18 protein-coding genes and 2 pseudogenes are annotated in these 17,694 nt (G+C 36.9%); 12 read left to right on the forward strand and 8 right to left on the reverse strand.

Annotated elements, in window-relative coordinates; genetic code table 11:
• Window positions 1–49: 49 nt before the first annotated feature.
• The gene (locus ACZ5XR_RS11285; protein ID WP_464501751.1) at window positions 50–523 is read left to right on the forward strand and encodes a GNAT family N-acetyltransferase; all 474 of its coding nucleotides are present in this window, start codon (window positions 50–52) and stop codon (window positions 521–523) included.
• A 107-nt stretch (window positions 524–630) separates the two neighbouring features.
• On the opposite strand, the gene hcp is transcribed toward ACZ5XR_RS11285, so the two are convergent.
• Complete coding sequence (gene hcp, locus ACZ5XR_RS11290) at window positions 631–2,304, reverse strand: hydroxylamine reductase (RefSeq protein WP_464502286.1); 1,674 nt, start codon at window positions 2,302–2,304, stop codon at window positions 631–633.
• Between the two features lie 470 nt (window positions 2,305–2,774).
• Here hcp and ACZ5XR_RS11295 point away from each other — a divergent pair, with 470 nt between their 5' ends.
• Window positions 2,775–3,035: a hypothetical protein gene (locus ACZ5XR_RS11295; protein ID WP_464501752.1), complete on the forward strand. Its 261-nt coding sequence runs from the start codon at window positions 2,775–2,777 to the stop codon at window positions 3,033–3,035.
• 97 nt (window positions 3,036–3,132) lie between these two features.
• On the opposite strand, the gene ACZ5XR_RS11300 is transcribed toward ACZ5XR_RS11295, so the two are convergent.
• Window positions 3,133–3,990 (reverse strand): ComEC/Rec2 family competence protein, encoded by an 858-nt coding sequence (locus tag ACZ5XR_RS11300; protein ID WP_464501753.1) that lies wholly within the window; start codon window positions 3,988–3,990, stop codon window positions 3,133–3,135.
• Window positions 3,991–4,318: 328 nt separating this feature from the next.
• Between ACZ5XR_RS11300 and ACZ5XR_RS11305 the strand changes: the two genes are divergently transcribed.
• Window positions 4,319–4,978: a cysteine hydrolase family protein gene (locus tag ACZ5XR_RS11305; protein ID WP_464501754.1), complete on the forward strand. Its 660-nt coding sequence runs from the start codon at window positions 4,319–4,321 to the stop codon at window positions 4,976–4,978.
• Window positions 4,979–5,108: 130 nt separating this feature from the next.
• Here the strand turns inward: ACZ5XR_RS11305 and ACZ5XR_RS11310 are convergent, their stop codons facing one another.
• Window positions 5,109–6,350, reverse strand: coding sequence for a cation:proton antiporter (locus ACZ5XR_RS11310; RefSeq protein ID WP_464501755.1), 1,242 nt, complete (start codon window positions 6,348–6,350; stop codon window positions 5,109–5,111).
• A 612-nt stretch (window positions 6,351–6,962) separates the two neighbouring features.
• Between ACZ5XR_RS11310 and ACZ5XR_RS11315 the strand changes: the two genes are divergently transcribed.
• Window positions 6,963–7,790, forward strand: coding sequence for a peptidoglycan-binding protein (locus tag ACZ5XR_RS11315; protein ID WP_464501756.1), 828 nt, complete (start codon window positions 6,963–6,965; stop codon window positions 7,788–7,790).
• 65 nt (window positions 7,791–7,855) lie between these two features.
• On the opposite strand, the gene ACZ5XR_RS11320 is transcribed toward ACZ5XR_RS11315, so the two are convergent.
• Window positions 7,856–8,593, reverse strand: coding sequence for a hypothetical protein (locus ACZ5XR_RS11320; RefSeq protein WP_464501757.1), 738 nt, complete (start codon window positions 8,591–8,593; stop codon window positions 7,856–7,858).
• Window positions 8,594–8,960: 367 nt separating this feature from the next.
• Here ACZ5XR_RS11320 and ACZ5XR_RS11325 point away from each other — a divergent pair, with 367 nt between their 5' ends.
• The 7 genes from ACZ5XR_RS11325 (at window position 8,961) to ACZ5XR_RS11355 (ending at window position 14,288) form a co-directional block, all read left to right on the forward strand.
• On the forward strand, window positions 8,961–9,254 hold the full coding sequence (locus tag ACZ5XR_RS11325; protein ID WP_464501758.1) for an antibiotic biosynthesis monooxygenase family protein: 294 nt from the start codon (window positions 8,961–8,963) through the stop codon (window positions 9,252–9,254).
• Between the two features lie 229 nt (window positions 9,255–9,483).
• A complete protein-coding gene (locus ACZ5XR_RS11330; protein ID WP_464501759.1) occupies window positions 9,484–10,428 on the forward strand; it encodes an aldo/keto reductase family protein in 945 nt (314 codons plus the stop codon).
• 378 nt (window positions 10,429–10,806) lie between these two features.
• Window positions 10,807–11,328 carry a DoxX family protein gene (locus ACZ5XR_RS11335; protein ID WP_464501760.1) on the forward strand — a complete coding sequence of 174 codons (522 nt, stop codon included), beginning with the start codon at window positions 10,807–10,809 and terminating at the stop codon, window positions 11,326–11,328.
• Window positions 11,329–11,482: 154 nt separating this feature from the next.
• Window positions 11,483–11,668, forward strand: a complete 186-nt coding sequence (locus tag ACZ5XR_RS11340) for a hypothetical protein (protein ID WP_464501761.1) — start codon at window positions 11,483–11,485, stop codon at window positions 11,666–11,668.
• A gap of 253 nt (window positions 11,669–11,921) precedes the next feature.
• Window positions 11,922–12,503 carry a GNAT family N-acetyltransferase gene (locus ACZ5XR_RS11345; RefSeq protein ID WP_464501762.1) on the forward strand — a complete coding sequence of 194 codons (582 nt, stop codon included), beginning with the start codon at window positions 11,922–11,924 and terminating at the stop codon, window positions 12,501–12,503.
• Between the two features lie 184 nt (window positions 12,504–12,687).
• Window positions 12,688–13,254 carry an MOSC domain-containing protein gene (locus ACZ5XR_RS11350; RefSeq protein WP_464501763.1) on the forward strand — a complete coding sequence of 189 codons (567 nt, stop codon included), beginning with the start codon at window positions 12,688–12,690 and terminating at the stop codon, window positions 13,252–13,254.
• 566 nt (window positions 13,255–13,820) lie between these two features.
• Complete coding sequence (locus tag ACZ5XR_RS11355; protein WP_464501764.1) at window positions 13,821–14,288, forward strand: CBO0543 family protein; 468 nt, start codon at window positions 13,821–13,823, stop codon at window positions 14,286–14,288.
• Between the two features lie 170 nt (window positions 14,289–14,458).
• Here the strand turns inward: ACZ5XR_RS11355 and ACZ5XR_RS11360 are convergent, their stop codons facing one another.
• Both ACZ5XR_RS11360 and ACZ5XR_RS11365 read right to left on the reverse strand, forming a co-directional pair.
• Entirely contained in the window at window positions 14,459–15,439 is a 981-nt protein-coding gene (locus ACZ5XR_RS11360; protein WP_464501765.1) for an aldo/keto reductase, read from the reverse strand.
• Window positions 15,440–15,587: 148 nt separating this feature from the next.
• On the reverse strand, window positions 15,588–15,776 hold the full coding sequence (locus tag ACZ5XR_RS11365) for a hypothetical protein (RefSeq protein WP_464501767.1): 189 nt from the start codon (window positions 15,774–15,776) through the stop codon (window positions 15,588–15,590).
• A gap of 314 nt (window positions 15,777–16,090) precedes the next feature.
• On the opposite strand from ACZ5XR_RS11365, the gene ACZ5XR_RS11370 reads away from it, so the two are divergent.
• Complete coding sequence (locus ACZ5XR_RS11370) at window positions 16,091–16,318, forward strand: hypothetical protein (RefSeq protein WP_464501768.1); 228 nt, start codon at window positions 16,091–16,093, stop codon at window positions 16,316–16,318.
• Between the two features lie 284 nt (window positions 16,319–16,602).
• Here ACZ5XR_RS11370 and ACZ5XR_RS11375 read toward each other — a convergent pair.
• Both ACZ5XR_RS11375 and ACZ5XR_RS11380 read right to left on the reverse strand, forming a co-directional pair.
• Window positions 16,603–17,066, reverse strand: a pseudogene (locus ACZ5XR_RS11375) (hypothetical protein).
• 9 nt (window positions 17,067–17,075) lie between these two features.
• A pseudogene (locus ACZ5XR_RS11380) lies at window positions 17,076–17,378 on the reverse strand (DUF3231 family protein); the annotation flags it as partial.
• Window positions 17,379–17,694: the final 316 nt, after the last annotated feature.

Below are 17,694 nucleotides of genomic sequence, written 5' to 3' on the forward strand. Positions count from 1 at the left end.
AAATAGGAAAGTAAGTAATCTATTTTTGAAAGAACTGGAGGTGGGGAAGTTGACAATTAAAATACTACCATCAAAGAGTGCAGAAGCAAACGAATTGTTTAAAATTCAAAAAGAAGCGTTTTATTCAGATTTAATCAAATATAAAGATTACCATACAAACCCAGCTGCCGAATCTTTGGAACACTTTCTTTTTAAAATGCAAACCTCTTTGCATTATTCCATTTACGTTAATGACAGGCTGGCAGGTGGAATATGTCTTATAAAACAAACAAAAGATCATTTTTATTTGTATCGATTTTTTCTCGGATCCGTATTTCAAAATAAAGGATACGGATCCAAGATCATAAAGCAGTTAGAGAATCAATTCCCACAAGTTAATAAGTGGTCACTTGATACACCAAAAGACAACAGAAGGAACCGTCATTTTTACGCGAAAATGGGATATAAAAAAACAGGAGAACGACGAATAAACGAATTTTTAACTCTTATAGTTTATGAAAAAATTTGCAGTCTTGATATGTAAAAAGGGCGAATAAGGAGGATAAAAAATACGAAAAAACAGGGAAAGCCATTGACTCTCCCTTTAACATTCATTTGATCCTTCATCCCAGTCGGGATCCGAGTCTATTATTAAACTGAAATACTTTCTTTAATTTCGATTGAGCTATTCATGAACATTTCCATGTCGTCTTTTGTATTTGAAATGCCGCCTACACCAAAATTCTCAATTAAGAAGTTCGTTACGTTTGGTGATAAGAAAGCTGGTAATGTTGGTCCAATGTGAATATTTTTCACACCTAAGTAAAGTAAAGATAAGAAAACGATAACCGCTTTTTGCTCATACCATGCGATATTGTAAGATAACGGTAATTCATTTACACTTTCTAATCCGAATGCCTCTTTCAGCTTCAATGCCGTCATGACAAGAGAGTAAGAATCGTTACATTGACCAGCATCAAGTACCCGTGGAATTCCGTTGATATCACCTAAATCTAGCTTATTGTATCGATATTTTGCACAACCGGCTGTTAAAATGATTGTATCTTTTGGAAGCTCTTCGGCAAACTCTTTATAATAAGTTCTGATCTTATGGCGACCATCACAGCCAGCCATTACAAAGAATCGTTTAATATCACCGTTTTTCACAGCTTCAACCACTTGATCAGCTACTTGAGCCACTTGATTATGCGCAAATCCTCCAATAATTTCACCTTTTTCAATTTCTACAGGTGGTTGGCATTTCTTTGCATGCTCAATCATAACGGAGAAATCTTTTGTACCATCTTCATTTTTAGGAATATAGGTTACACCTTCAACAGCTGTGGCACCAGTGGTATACATTCTTTCTTTATAAGATTCCTTTGGTGGTACAATACAGTTTGTTGTCATTAAAATCGGACCGTTAAAGCTCTCGAATTCACGAGTTTGTTCCCACCATGCATTTCCGTAGTTACCGACAAAGTGATCATATTTTTTGAATGCTGGGTAATAGTGCGCTGGCAGCATTTCACTATGTGTATACACATCTACTCCCGTGCCTTCTGTTTGTTTTAATAACTCTTCCATATCTTTCAGGTCATGACCGCTAACTAAAATCCCCGGATTTTGACGGACACCAATGTTTACTTTCGTCATTTCAGGATGACCATATGTGGATGTATTCGCTGTATCTAGAAGTTCCATGGCATGAACGCCGTATTTTCCACATTCCATTGATAGTTCAATCAATTGTTCCATACTTACGGAATCATCTGTGATCTTGGCAAGTGCTTTTTGCATAAACGCATTTAGCTCTTCATTTTCATAGCTAAGATTTGCCGCATGCTCTAAATAGGCAGCCATTCCTTTCAAACCGTAGGTCACTAACTCTCTTAATGAACGAATATCTTCATCTCTAGTAGCTAAAATACTAACTTCCCCAGAAGCAGATTTCATTTCAAGCTGATGATTTGTTTCACCATACCAAGTGACAAAATCGCTATTATTGTCAAAAGTGTATCCTGCATGATTGATTGCCGCTTTAATTTCTTCCCGGAGCTTTAATCCTTCTCTTACTGTATTAAAAAATTCATTTTTATCCCAGTTTGCATTGGTAATCGTCATAAAAAGACCATTGATGACGAACTCATCTGTTTTCTTTTGATTAATTCCGATTTCACGAGCCATTGTATTCACAATCGCTATTCCCTTAATTGTGTAAATCAATAAATCTTGCATATTTGCTAAATCATCTTTTTTTCCACATACTCCAACTACTGTACAACCTGTTCCTTTTGCGGTTTCTTGGCATTGAAAACAAAACATACTCATTTTTAAATTCCTCCAGTGATTGATTTTCGATTTTTAATCTTTCTTGTTTCGTGTTAATGATTAAATAAGGATCATAGGTGATTAACAATATAATCAACTTCTATAGTTTGTTATTATAATTTCATTCATTTAATCTTTGGAGTTCTTTATGAATATGTTCACAAACAAGACAAAAAGATTTGAACTCTTCGTGACAAAATGATGAGGATATAAATGAGTAGATAAAACAAGCAACTGAATCCTTATAGAAGTAACGAGGGTTTTAGTAAAGAAGGGAGAAGGGAAATTGGTAAGCACACATTCGAAATTGGGTTTTGTGTTGGAATGCCATTTTTCAGGAAAAGAGGGGAAATCGTGGTTATAATACATACCTATTACAAACGCAACCATAGCCATGGCTGAACATAGACGGGAAAGATGTGGAAGATTATACTATAGATAAGAAAAAAGAAAGAGGATCCCGCATGAAAATGAAAAAAGTTATATTGCCCCATGGATTCAACTTATTCATTCACCCGAAATGCTCGGTATTCATCGATACGGACAATCCGGACGATTATCTGTTGATGGATTGGGACGGGGATGCAGTTTGCATGATTTTTGTTAGCCAGGAGAGAATTGAAATCAAAAACAGCCGGTACGACCTTCATCATACCATAAACTTCATTTCAAGAAGCGTCACCTTTCATTTGCGACCGGATGATGAGGAAGTTCAGACCCATTAAAAAAGCAGGGATTCTTTACCTGCTTTTTTATTCTTCCACAATAAGCTACGATGAGCCCGTATAACATTGTCGAAAGTAAGGACTTTTCATCTAACTTTCATTTCTCATTCGAAACTAACCATATTTTCTTACCATTTGATTGGGCAATAATTGTCCCATTTAGATCAGTTCTATAAATAGGGACTTTTAAATATTTTAACCGATTGATCACCTCTGCAGAAGGATAATTCTTTGGACCGGCTGTACTAATGACAGCAACTTGTGGCTTGACCGCTTTCAGGAAAGGAAGCGTATTGCCTGTTCTCCCTCCATGGTGTGAGAGTTTAATTACATCCGCTCGAAGGTTTATTCCCCTATCCATCATTTCAGCTTCACTTTGCTCCCCCGAGTCGCCCATAAGAAGAAAGCGATTCTTTTTATAAATCACCTGTATAACGTTTGAATATTCATTTATACTTTCATAAGTTACAGGTGTTGGAGCAATAAACTTAAAGATAAGATTTTTTTCCAATTCAATAGCCTCATCCAATTGTGGCCTCAATACAAAAATACCATGATCAAATATAGCTTTTTGTAAGCGTATTACTTCAGGTGATGTTTGATCTCTATCTGCCATATAAAACCGATCTACTTTGAAAGTTTGGAGAATGTCAGGCATGGCACCAATATGGTCTCCGTGTGGGTGAGTAACAATGACTAAATCTAAGGTTTTAACGCCTTGAGTTTTTAAGTAAGAAATAACTTTTTGTTTAGTTTTATAAGGACCTGAATCAATTAGAATGTTTTTCCCTTCTGGGGACTGAATCAAAATAGCATCTCCCTGACCGACGTCAATAAAATTCATTTTTAAAATGTTATTGTTTGAATGAGAAATCTCAGCATTTACCGGAAGTGAAAAACTCATAATGAGAAAGCAAGTAATGGTGATGGCGATTATTTTCATTTTAGCGAACAAGTGATTTCACCTCTGAAAAAGGAATGGCAGTCATCTAATCGTATTTAATAACTATATTTTCCTAAAGCCGAATATTTATTTTTCGAATTCAGTTCTATTGAAGAAAAGACCTTCCGTAAGTTATACAATAATCCTTCATCAATTAAATGGCAGGATCGTTTAAGTACATTTCTTCACAAAGTTATTTTAGCTATTCAAATGTTTTCTATTTTACCTGCTTATTGAAGATTAGATTTTTTGGGGAACGAATGGTAACCGTACCTTGACGGGGGTTAATAGACCTATATGCATGTTGTAATATTAGTGGCATCGAATTGGAATAATAAGCATGGTAAAGGGGGTGAAAAGGTTGGAAAAATTAAAAAAGAACTTGGAACGGAAAAACACGATCATCATCGTCGTAGATCTGCAAAACGATTATTGCCATCCCGGTGGAGCGATTGCCAAAAGTGGAAGCGACGTTAGCGCGGTCAAAAAAATGATACCGAGCTTACGCAGCTTGTTGGATGCGGCAAGAGAACACTCTGTTCCAATCATTTTTCTGCAAACGAATCATGAGAAGGCAACTGATTCCGAGGTTTGGCTTTCTCGCTTTCCGGATGGTGTCAACCCGATTTGCAAGACGGGGAGCTGGGGAGCGGAATTTTACGAAGTTGCACCCCAGCCGAATGACATTATAGTGAAGAAGCATCGTTACAGCGGGTTCGTTCATACTAGGCTGGAGTCCATATTGCGAACTCTTAAAATCGAAACCTTGATTATAACAGGCGTCAGCACGAATCTTTGTGTGGAATCAACCGCCAGAGACGGGTTTATGCTGGATTATCGAATCGTGCTCATAAAAGATGCCTGCGCGGCTTTTTCGCAGGAAGAACACGATATGACCTTAAAAACCGTGGACACTTATTTTGGAATGGTGGCAGATACGGAACAGGTTGTTTCCTTTTGGCGGAAGCACGCGACCCAATCTCTCCAGTTTTTGACCTAAACGGTTGATGGACAAAAAACAACCATACTTATTTAGACATTCCCCAACAATAAAAACAGTGGTAGCCTAGGATGAGAAAATGAAGGTGTTCGCCATCCAGTTGACCAAAATATAGGAATTAACGGTTGAATTATTCCTTCATTTTCTCTAATAAGTTTAATTTTCTTGCCACCCATGGGGTCGTGCTTGTTTGGATAACCAATGTCACCAAAATAGCGACAAACGTAATAGCGGATAATAATTTGATTTCAGTAATTCCAGAGCTTGCTAACATCCCCACAAGTGCCGCTGGGATCACACCCGTTTCCCTTGTCCAAAAGAAAAATGCAATTTCCTCCCTTTTCCATTTTGCCTTACGATCAGGGAGAAGACTTGTTAAAACCGTTACCGGTCTTGCAATAAACATAAACGCAGCAACAACAATAAGCGCCAGCAAACCATATTCGTGCAACACCGCGAAGTTAACTTGGCTTCCTAAGAGGATAAAGATGGACATCCCTAGTTTTAAGCCGATAGGATCAATGAACTGATGCATGGCATTTTCCTGTTCAGGGAGAATGGTCAATCGGAAGGACGAAGCATTTCCAATGACTAAACCGGCAACAAAAACACTCATAAATCCCGATGCCTCGATATATTCAGCGCCAAGATAAGCAGCTAATACGGTCAAAATAACCACCATGGGAGTGAATTCCCGCAAAAGCCCTCGATCATTTTCGGAAATAAGAAAGGCGGCAATGAAACCAACAATAGCTCCCACGATGATTCCTCCAATAGCAAGGCGGAAGAAATCAAGTCCAATATGGAAGGGATTTATAGCTTCATTCGAAGTCACAACTGCCAACACAACCGTTGTCATGATTGCCCCTGTCGCATCGGTAAAAGCAGATTCACTGATTACAGTTTGCGCCACTTTATGTCTTACAGGGAATCGTTGGAATATAGGTACAAGTGCCGCAGGATCGGTAGAAGCAAGGATGGCTCCTAGTAAAAGTGCAATTAGAAAGTGAATATGGAAGACCCAGGAGGCAACTATCGCCACAATGAGAGCAGTAATGAGAACACCTGTTGTTGAGAGTAAAGCCACTGTTATCCATACTTGTTTTAATACTTTTAAACTGGTTACCGTTCCACCGTGGAAGATGATAAAGCTTGCACCGAACAGTAGAATAAGTTGATTCACAGTTGAATTTGCTTGGATTTCAAATGTATGCAGACCAGAAGGACCAAAGATCATGCCGATGAGAATATATAAAGCAACTTCTGGCAATCCAAATTTCCGCGCAATTTTCCCTGCTAATGTTCCTAGAAGAAAAATGATGAGAAAGACGGTTAAATAATGTTGTGCAAGTAAAACAGTTTCAGAATGCATGTATTCACCTCTTACTATTTTATTTTTCCCAAAAAAAGACAAAAAGAGCCTGTTGTTGACAGACTCCTCCTAATAGACAAACGTATAAAATTACTGACAATTAATTATACCATGGAAGTATGATGAGCACTATAGTATGCAATGCTTACTGTTGGTATTATAGGGATTTAGACCAATATTAACACAATGAAAAAACATTCACAAAAGAGAACGTATTGAAAACACCTACACTTTACCAAATAAAGCTAAGTAAAGGTATATTCCAATAAGAATTATAAATAAGATGAAAATCAAAATATATGAATAATTCTTAGGTGAACCTCTTTTTTGGTTATTCAATGTTCTATCACCTCTTAATTAGTTATTTGTACATTATATGAAAATATCTAGAAGGTAGTGTGGACAAACATATAAACAATTGAAATTTAATAGGGGTCTATTTGTATCGATTTTTAGGAGATCTTATTTTTTTGCTCTAATGATGGGAGCAATAGAAAGAGCTGAAATTGTTAAAAACTCGGCATGAGTGAATAACTTTGTTGGAGCAGGACAAATACATTTCCCATACACTGTTTGTTAAAGTATGTTAACGTTTGAAAGGCAGGGGGAAATATGCCGGAGTTACCAACAATCAGCTTGGGTTCTACTAGCGAATACGTAAGATTGCTGCAAATGAGTCTAAATGGATTAGCACTTAACTATAACAACTTTGCAATTGACGGTACGTATGATGAAAAGACAATGGCAGTGGTTAAAGAGTTTCAGGATCGATTTCAAATGGAAAGTAACGGCATTGTGGAGGCTCATACTTGGAGTTTACTAATCGAGCAGGTCAAGCTTGTCCAAAAGCAATTAAACATAAATGGATATAATGTCGGTTACCCCGATGGATGGTTTATGTCTTCGACAACAAACGCCGTTCAAAGATTTCAGCAAAGAAATGGTTTGGAACCGTTAGGAATTTTCAATCCACGAACACGAAGGAAATTATTTAATCCCCATCCACAGGATAATATTGATCAGCGCCCAAGTTCCAATGATGTAAATTCACTCCATCCGTACGTTGCGATGCTTGCACGAAGATTTCTTGAATTGACCATAGCACAAGGATTAGATGTTCGGATTACAACTGCATTCAGAAGCTGGGATGAATCAGACAGATTATTTAACCAAGGGAGAACAACCCCAGGACAGATTGTTTCAAATGCCAGGGGTGGGGACTCCTATCACAACTGGGGATTAGCCTTTGATGCTGCAACGATTGAAAATGGTCAGGTATCAAATGATTTACAGAAATATTTTAGAATGGGGCAGTTGGGAGAGCAGTTAGGTCTTAAATGGGGGGGGACATTTAAAAGTATAGTTGATTATCCGCATTTTCAATATACATTTGGGTTAAACACATGGGATCTTCTGAATGGTGTGACACCGCCTAAATAAGCTAACTTAAATAACAAGAAAAACTCCGGATTAAATCGACGGAGTTTTTCTCATTTTTAAGTTCTTTAAAGCTCTGGCCTTTTATTGGTTAAACGTAAGAGCGGTATTGCGATTATGATACCAATGACGGCAGCTGCCAATCCTAAAGCAAGCGGACCAGGTAACCCCCAATGTCCATGCTTCCCAAGTTGCCAGGGAGTGATGATGATTGCGGCAATCCCGCTCATTATTAATGCTACAACGTTTATGCCAAGACGACCTTCCCGACCCGGCACACGGTACTTCGATTTGCTTGTCCAATCACGTGAAATTAGACCTTTAGCCTTCCGAATATAAGCGTATATATGGACTGCTAGCAACGGCAACCATAATGTCACACTAACGACATGAATTTTATGAAACAATCTCTCATGGGCATGTCCACCCAACACGAGTCCGAATCCGCTAATAAACACCAAAATGGTCACTACAACGAGGAACGGTGCTAAAATTCGAAGTAATAAATTAGGCGGACCTGCCATGACAAATTCAGGAGATTTTGAATAGTAACGGAAAAATCGGTATCCGGTACTACACATCTTGATGACTAAAGGTCCAGCTAATAGGACTCCAACAAAAATATGTTCAGATCGAAATGCATCTAAGTTCGCAGTAATGACAAGTTCCGCTAGGATCAGTACAAAAAGGACAGTGCCGGCAATTGCGGTCATCCGTTTGTTTCTTTCAATTGTAAACCGTTTATTTGGAATTTCTTTATTTGCAGACCGTTCATCCTCTGCATAGAACTCTCTTCTATTCAGCATATACATCTCCCTCTTTCTTCAATTGTAAAGCATCTAGGGCTTTATTTTTGTCTTTCTAACAAAAATGGTTCTCCCTCAGTTTATTAAAATGCTTCCAAATGTAAATGAAAGAAATTATTATATATGTAAAAATGTTCTATTAATTGGAAGTTTTTTGCTTCAATTTTCAGCAAATTAAAAATTTATTAATTCTACTGTTTACCGAAATTGAAAGAATGAAACCGCTTTGTTCTGAAACCCAAATCTATTTCATTAATTAATGGTTAAAAACATTAATTTTCGAATAAAAGAACAAACCGAATACTTTCTCTATTGTATCTATTGGTAGAGATGGCGAGTATAATACTTGTAATAAGGGGGAGATTTTATGATATTAGAAGCGGCTATGCTTCAGGTTAAGCAAGGAAAAGAGGAGGAATATGAAGAAGCATTTCGTAAAGCTTCACCAATCATTTCCTCAATAAAAGGTTACATATCGCACGAATTACAGCGTTGTATTGATGATAAGGGGAAATATCTACTACTGGTGAAGTGGGAATCATTAGAGGACCATACAGTTGGATTTAGAGAATCAATAGAGTATCAAGAATGGAAAAAGTTATTACATCATTTCTATGACCCATTTCCAATCGTTGAACATTTTGAGAATGTTCGTCTTTAATCTGTGTTCTTATACGAACAGAGGGAAGAGATAAAGATCAGGCTGCCATTTTTGGTGGCTTTTTTGTTTTTGTCCTAAGATTGCAGGTTGCTTGAATAACAAAAATGAATGTTGTGTAATGGTTTTTGGCCATTTCTTTATTTTGAAACAAGTGACTAAATATTGGACATATAGGCAAATCATGTAGTATTTTTATTTTGTGTCACGAAATTATTTGGGAGGGATAAACATGGAATACCGTCGTTTAGGAAAAACAGGACTAAAAGTGAGTGAAATAAGTTTGGGCAGCTGGCTTACATATGGTGGGTATGTAGAGGAACAAAATGCAACAGCTTCTATCGATAAGGCCTATGACCTTGGAATCAACTTTTTTGATACTGCCAATGTGTATATGCGCGGGGAAGCAGAAATTGTAGTCGGAAAAGCCCTAAAGAAGTACGTACGTGATTCCTATGTTTTAGCCACAAAGGTATTCTGGCCAATGGGTGATGGGCCGAACGATCGTGGGTTATCCCGAAAACATGTAATGGAACAATGTCATGCGAGTCTAAAACGCTTGAACACCGATTATGTGGATATTTATTATTGTCATCGTTTTGACCAGGAAACGCCGCTCGATGAAACATTGCGGGCCTTAGATGATCTTGTACGCCAAGGAAAAGTATTATATATCGGAGTAAGTGAATGGACAGCTGAACAAATTACAGAAGCGGTTCATCTTGCAGACAAGAAGCTCCTTGACCGAATTGTGGTGAATCAGCCACAATACAGCATGCTTCAACGGTATATTGAAAAGGAGGTCATCCCAGTAAGTGAAAAGCATGGCATTGGCCAAGTCGTTTGGTCTCCTCTTGCCCAGGGTGTTTTAACTGGTAAATATCAGAAGGGTTCTCAGGCACCAGCAGGAAGCCGTGCATCACAAGAAAAATACAGTAATCTGTTCGGATTACTAACTGAGGAGAATCTCGATAAAGTAGAACTTCTCAAAGAGGTCGCCAAAGACAATGACATGTCACTTGTCACACTGGCACTATCGTGGATTTTACGACAACCAAATGTCGCCAGTGCTCTTGTAGGAGCAAGCCGTCCTGAGCAATTGGAGGAAAATGTAAAAGCATCAGGCGTAAAATTAAATGATGAAACTCTCGCTCGTATTGAGGACATTTTAAGATAAGGCACTCGAACGCCTTGAGTCCAAGCATGCCAGAGTTCACCATGATGAAGAGATTTATGACATCATCTGTATCTATTAATACAAGGAGCCTTGAAAGGCTTCTTTTTTTTGAGCTGGCAATGCGATTAGGATCTATCTCCTACATAAAAAAGCCCTCGAAATGTCTCTCGAGGGCATCAATAAGGACCTTTACATCTATGAAGATAGCTTATTAAATGCAATAAAACATTGAAAAGACAATGCTTCAAAAATTTGTCAAAAAGGTTTGAACTATGTGTGAATTGTTAAACAAACTCAATTCAAGACTAGATATTCGAATTATAATAACAGTGTAATCAAGTTATTAAACAAACATTTATTAATAAAGGGGTCTTTAAAATGTTCAACAAATTTTTAAGAAAAAACAAAATTGCTGCTTACATCCTCACTGTCATCCGTTTATATCTAGGGTATGAGTTTTTAATGGCCGGATTCGAGAAAATCTCTGGCGGGAAATTCGATGCTACCGGATTTTTAACAGGTGTAACTATGCATCCAGTTGTAGGACCAGATAAAGCCGTTGTTTATCCAACTTATGTTGCGTTTCTGAAACACTTTGCATTGCCAAACGCTCACTTGTTTAACGTATTAGTTCCATGGGGCGAATTTCTTGTAGGTTTAGGATTAATTCTTGGATGCTTAACTACAGTGGCAGCGTTCTTCGGACTTGTCATGAACTTCTCTTACGTTTTTGCAGGAACAGTTTCTACTAACCCATTAGACATTTTGCTTGGCGTCATCCTTCTAGCTGCTGGTTTCAATGCAGCACGTATCGGTTTAGACCGCTGGGTAATCCCATTCATTCATAAATTTGGAGCAAAAGAAAATAACCAAGTTCATCCTGTTAAACACAGCGCTTAAATAATAACAATTGAACTTGGTTTAATGAACCCACAGGCTAACAAAATTTAAAAAGCAAATGATAGGATGCAAGGCATAAATGTAACAAAACTTTCACAAGGAGTATTCATGTAAATATAGAATTACTCTGTATAATCCGAAAGGTTGTGAATATATGAAAAGTCCAATGTCAGCCGTATTTGCATATGAAGAGGATGGAATTTATTTTAGGGTTTATAATGTGAGACACAGGATTAAGGTATATGCTCGAATGGGTAAACAAACCGTTATTGAACAAGGCAGTACACCAAATGAAGCTGCTGAGAAAGCAAAGAGAAGATTAATAGCAAAGCAACTATAAAGTAAGTATTACATGCTGCAAGTTTATCTTGCAGCTTTTTGTTTTTGCCCTAGGGATCTTGTCCAGAGGGCTGCTATTATATTAAACCAACGGGTGCGATTCTCGAAGAAGAATAGCTTTTATCTGACCCGAGCAGTTTTACGACTTAAACTCTCTCATTTATCTGTCCTTTATAAAAAATAAATAACTGTCACTTTAAGAGAGGACAGTTTGTTTATATAATCATACCAAAGAAAAAAAGGAGAGAAGAATTATGGAGGTCACACCAATAGTATTAATAGGAGAAAGAGTAAAGATACAACCTATGGAAGATTATCACGTACAGGAGTTATTTGATGCGGGAAACAATCCAGATATATGGGCATACATGCCAATGAATGTTCAATCGATTGAAGAGATGAAGGATCTTGTGAATAGAGCACTTCAAGCAAGAAAGCAAGGAAGCGAATTTCCTTTTGTTATCATCGATCAGGATTCGGGCAAAATGGTGGGGAGTACCCGTTTTCTTAATATATCCATTCCAAACCGTAACTTGGAAATTGGTTGGACATGGCTGTCTCCAACTGTTTGGCGAACTAGAATAAATACAGAATGTAAGTATCTTCTTTTAAAACACTGTTTTGAGACACTTGGGGCAATTCGTGTTCAGTTGAAAACAGATAGTCGAAATATGCGGTCTCAGCAGGCAATTGAACGGCTGGGTGCAGTAAAAGAAGGAGTGCTTCGGAATCATATGGTTATGCCTGACGGTTATTTAAGAGACTCTGTGTTTTACAGTGTAATCGACCAAGAATGGGTGCTAGTGAAGGACAAATTGGAGAGTATGCTACGATAATCCCGTAGTTTCGAAGTTTGATTATTTAATTAAAGGATAGTTTTCGTTAAACAATCGGGTTGCTGCGGCAGCCCGTTTTTCTTATTCAGCTAAAGATGCCACTTTTAGGAGAAGAAGGAATAATTAAACCATTATTGAATATGAACAAACAGGGAGTTTAAAAAAGGAAGGCTGTGAGGATTGGATGTTTGATGAAAAAAAAGAGAGTTCAATTGTAGGAACAGTCTTAGCGGTTAGTTTAAGTAAGATGCATACCTTTAGTAAAGAAAATCAAGAGATTATAAAATTAGTGAAGGGTTTAGGGGTCGAAGGGGATGCACACTTTGGTTCAACGGTTAAACATCGCTCGAAAGTGGCACAAAATCCAAACCAACCGAACCTAAGACAAGTGCATTTAATTCACAATGAGTTATTCGAAGAGTTAGCAGACCGTTTTAATATTAAACCTGGACAAATGGGTGAAAATGTTACAACTGTCGGAATAAATCTTCTTGAATTGCCTACTGATACGATATTATCTATTGGTGAGTCTGCAATTATTAAAGTAACAGGCTTACGGAATCCTTGTGCTCAAATTGATCATTATAAACCGGGTCTTTTAAAGGCTGTTTTGGATAAGGATTCAGACGGAAATCTGATAAGAAAAGCAGGAATAATGGGAGTTATATTGCAGAGTGGTGAAGTGAAACCAGGTGATACCATCCGTGTTAAATTACCGCAAAGACCATTTAAAAAGCTTGACCGTGTTTAACTAGCTGGGTGCTTATTTCCACCTTATTGAAATTAAACTTGCTTGTGAATAAGTGAGGCTCTTTCGTGGAAAAAAGGGGGTGCTGCGACTAACGGGTTCCGTTTCATGTCCCTGGTTTGATAAATAAACGGAGAGATTTCTCTTAATTTGGAAATAGCACTGAAATTAGCTAAAATAGACGGATAGATTCCGCCTATTGACTCGAAAAACATGAAAATGGAAGATTTTCCTTTGCATAACCGGAATTCCTCCCTTTATTTACCCCGAAACGAGCTCCATTTTTCAAATAACCGAAAAATCTCCGTTTATTTTAAATATCACTGGTTAGAAAATTAAAGATAAGACTACTTGTGTTTCTAAGCATTTTTTGTAAGATAAATCGAATATCAAATTTTGGGCGTACAATACCCATTGTACCCATACAATTTGGGGTACATTTCCTTTTCATATTCAGCTAAAGAAGTTTAGTTCAACAAAAAAATGAGAATTTGATTAGATTGGAATGATTCGCCAATCTATGGTAATAATAATGCTAAAAAATATTTTTTTAGATAGAGGAATTAGTTATGGTGTTCTTTTTTATTTCCATTGTCCTTTTCAATTCCATCGTTTATAAAATGCAAAAAAATCTTACCAAAAATCAAATTGTTCATATTTGGGAATTTTCAATGATTTTCGAAATTATATTTGATATTTTTATCGATGAAAAAACAAGTGGGTACTGGTATTTTTGGAGAGGAATTGACTGGACAAATATATTGGTCTATACGGTACTCATTCCACCTGTTTGTGTGATGTTTTTGAACTGGTTTCCCTTTAATCAGTCTTGGATCAAGAGAATTGGTTATATTGCTTTTTGGGTGATTATTATTTCAGTTTATGAGCTACTATCATTGCAACAACCATGGGGATACTTTCATTACGGTTGGTGGAAACTTATTTATTCAGTCATACTCGACCCTATTTTACTTTTACTTTTATTGTTGTATTACAAATCGGTTGGTAAAATTGAAAATGAATTAATGCGGTGTTGATCCAAAGAAGATTAACACCTTATTTTTTGATTAATGTGCTGTAAAACAACCGAGTGGATGCGGCAGCCTTTTTTTATTTAACAAACGGTTAATCGAAAACAGAAAACATGATATTCATATTCATTAAAAAGCATGAAAAAAGCCACCCTGGATGAATGGCTTCTTTAAGTTTATTTAAATCCTAAAACCGGGTGGGGGACATAAGGCTCTTCCAAAAAGGATACTTCTTCGGCGGTTAAGGTAATCGATAATGCCGCAATCGCATCTTCAAGATGATGCATTTTTGTTGCTCCCACAATCGGGGCAGTAACCGTTTCTTTTTGCAGTACCCAGGCAAGCGCTATTTGTGCCCTTGGTACGCCACGCTTTTCTGCCAACTCTGCCACTCGTTCCACTACTTTACGGTCTGCTTCCGCTGTAGCCGCATAAAGGTATTTGCCAAATTCGTCCGTTTCCGAGCGGTAAGTAGATTCATCCCAATTACGTGTCAATTTTCCTCTTGCCATCGGACTCCATGGGATGACGCCGATTTTTTCCTCTTTGCATAAAGGCAGCATTTCACGTTCTTCTTCACGATACAAAAGGTTTAGGTGGTTTTGCATGGAGACGAACCTTGTCCAGCCGTTCTTTTCTGCGGTATGTAAGGCTTTAAGAAACTGCCAGGAATACATAGACGATGCCCCGATATAACGAGCCTTTCCTGCCTTTACCACATCATGAAGAGCTTCCATTGTTTCTTCAATGGGTGTCTGATAATCCCATCGATGAATCTGGTAGAGATCAACATAATCGGTTCCAAGCCTTCTTAAACTATTATCAATTTCAGCCATAATCGCTTTTCGTGAGAGACCTGCTCCATTTGGCCCTTGATGCATGCGGCCATGAACCTTTGTTGCGATGACGATTTCATCCCTGTTGGCAAAATCTTTTAACGCCCGGCCGACAATGTCCTCACTCGTTCCATCTGAATAGACATTCGCTGTATCAAAAAAGTTAATCCCATACTCTAATGCTTTTTTGATCACTGGACGGCTATCCTCTTCACTTAATACCCATTGATGATTACCTCGTTCCGGAACGCCGAAGCTCATACAGCCTAAGCAAAGGCGGGAAACATCCATTCCAGTATTACCTAACTTTACATATTCCATGTTGATCCCTCACTTCTCATTAACCATTTTATTTATTACCAATATTTCGAGATTAAACTCCAATTCCCTTTTTAACAAACCATCTATTTTTAAAAATTTTATTTAAAATCACTATCTAATTTTCCATCGGAAATGAAAACCAAACAGATTAAATACTTTTCTTCATGCCACATTTACGACATTCACGAATAAATATGAAGTTTTTAACTGAACTATTAAATAAAGTGTGTCCACAATTATCACAACGGCCACTGAATTCATCAGGATATTCTTTGTAGTCATAAATAATGCTGGTATCAAAACCCTTTAATTCTTTTTTATCATCATTCTCAAACATAGTTCATCACCTCGAAATTATTTGACTAATATAGTTTAACAAATAAGAAAGATTTTACGAATTTTTTTAGTAAAAACAATCCAGTAAGAAAAACGGAACTTTAAAATCCATCCTCTATTCAACTAAAACCTGCTTTCCTGTAAAAAGGATTTTTGCAAAATCTATTGAAGGGAAAAAACAACTTGCTTGGACTTAACTTTTTTCCATATTAAATCACCAATAAATATTATTTTCATATAGTGCAATTACGCTAGCAATTAATATGATTTTTCATATCTTATAGTAAGTCCTAATAGAAAGGAGGGGACTCTATAGTGGGATTAAATTATGAACAAGCTCGTCACTTAAAAGGGGAATTGGTTCGTTTTAAAAAAGAGAACGGAGAATGGTCAGTAGGCATAGTGGAAGAAGTAAGAGAAGATGGATTGGAAATTATCGAATTAAATCCTTCTTCTAATAAAAATGATGGTTATGGATTTGGTTTTTTTGGACCATTCTGCTTCATTCCATTTTGCTTTTGTTTTCCATTCTTTTGGTGGTAATTTCTAATGTGGATCAACGATTGTTCTAAGCCCATCAAATCGAATGGAAAAAGAAGCGGAATTAATCTACCTGGTTCTCCTCAGGAGGAGCTTACCCAAAATAACTAAAAGAATCGCAGACCATTTTGCAAAATCGGAATGGTCTTTTTTCATTGATATATTATGTAAAAAATTTCATTGTTGATTTTCGTGTTAGGTATGCGGCGACCTTCTTTTTAATGGAACTAAAAAGGTAGATTAATAAAAGAATGCCTACGGCTTCATCTTACGAAAACAAGGCATTCTTATTTTAAGAATGAAATAATGAATTTTTTAACCATTAATCCAATGATCACGCCTGGTATAACAAATATCATTGGTTAAAAGACAGGTCCAAACAATACACCAAAAATTTTAAGATCAGTAGAATAAATCAAACCAAACGTGACAAAATAGGCTGCAAATACAAAGGGGAGAAATAAAAACGGAGAATTTTCTCACCTTCATTGGCATCCTTTACAGCATCCCACATTGAAAAAAAATAAAGACATGGATAAAACATGATCCACTTGAAATCGATTTGATCAATAGAAGTATCAGTATTACCATGAAGGCTTGAAATGATGGCTTCATTAAAATTTGATTGGATATTAACAATAAATTCAAGGAAAATAAACAATATACCTTTAACATATTTTTGATTTAATAGTTGACCAAAGCCAGGCAAAGCAATGGACCATAATATTTTTTCAATCGCATTCTTATTCAATCATAATCCCTATTTCCTTTTGGTTTTAGCTATTTCAATTTCATCAATTGATGCTGGGGGTTTTTCCATCCAACCATGCTCAATCAAAATGTTCGCTCCATCTTCCGCATATTGAACAGCTTCAAGAAGTATTCGTATAAATTTTGAACCCAGGTCACGTCTAGCAACTGTTCCTATTGCAGTTCCATAATAGCCAAGGGACATACCTGTAAGCATAGTTGTTTGGAACATCATTAACATATCTGAAAATGGTGGAGTCGTAGATGTAAGAACTTCTGAATCATATGTAGGAGGTTCAGATATATTTTCTTCAGATAATAATGTGCCATAATCTCCACCACTTTACTAGCCATATGTGCTCCTTTAACCAGATAATTTTTACCTTGGTTTTAATAATGATAACCATTTCTAATAATAGCATCTTATTTTTTATGAGAAGATAACCGGTTGGTAGAGTGGAAAAGGGGTTGCTTGTAGCAATCTCTTTTTTATTGCACTAAAGGATACAGGATAAGATAATCAACAATTTTCATTGATTTGTTGAATATTCAACGAATTGCGTGAATTTAACCATTGAAAATATGAGGGGCTTTTTTATAATGATATACAGATGTTGATTAATCAATCC

The sequence above is a fragment of the Neobacillus sp. Fa239 genome (genome assembly GCF_055395235.1).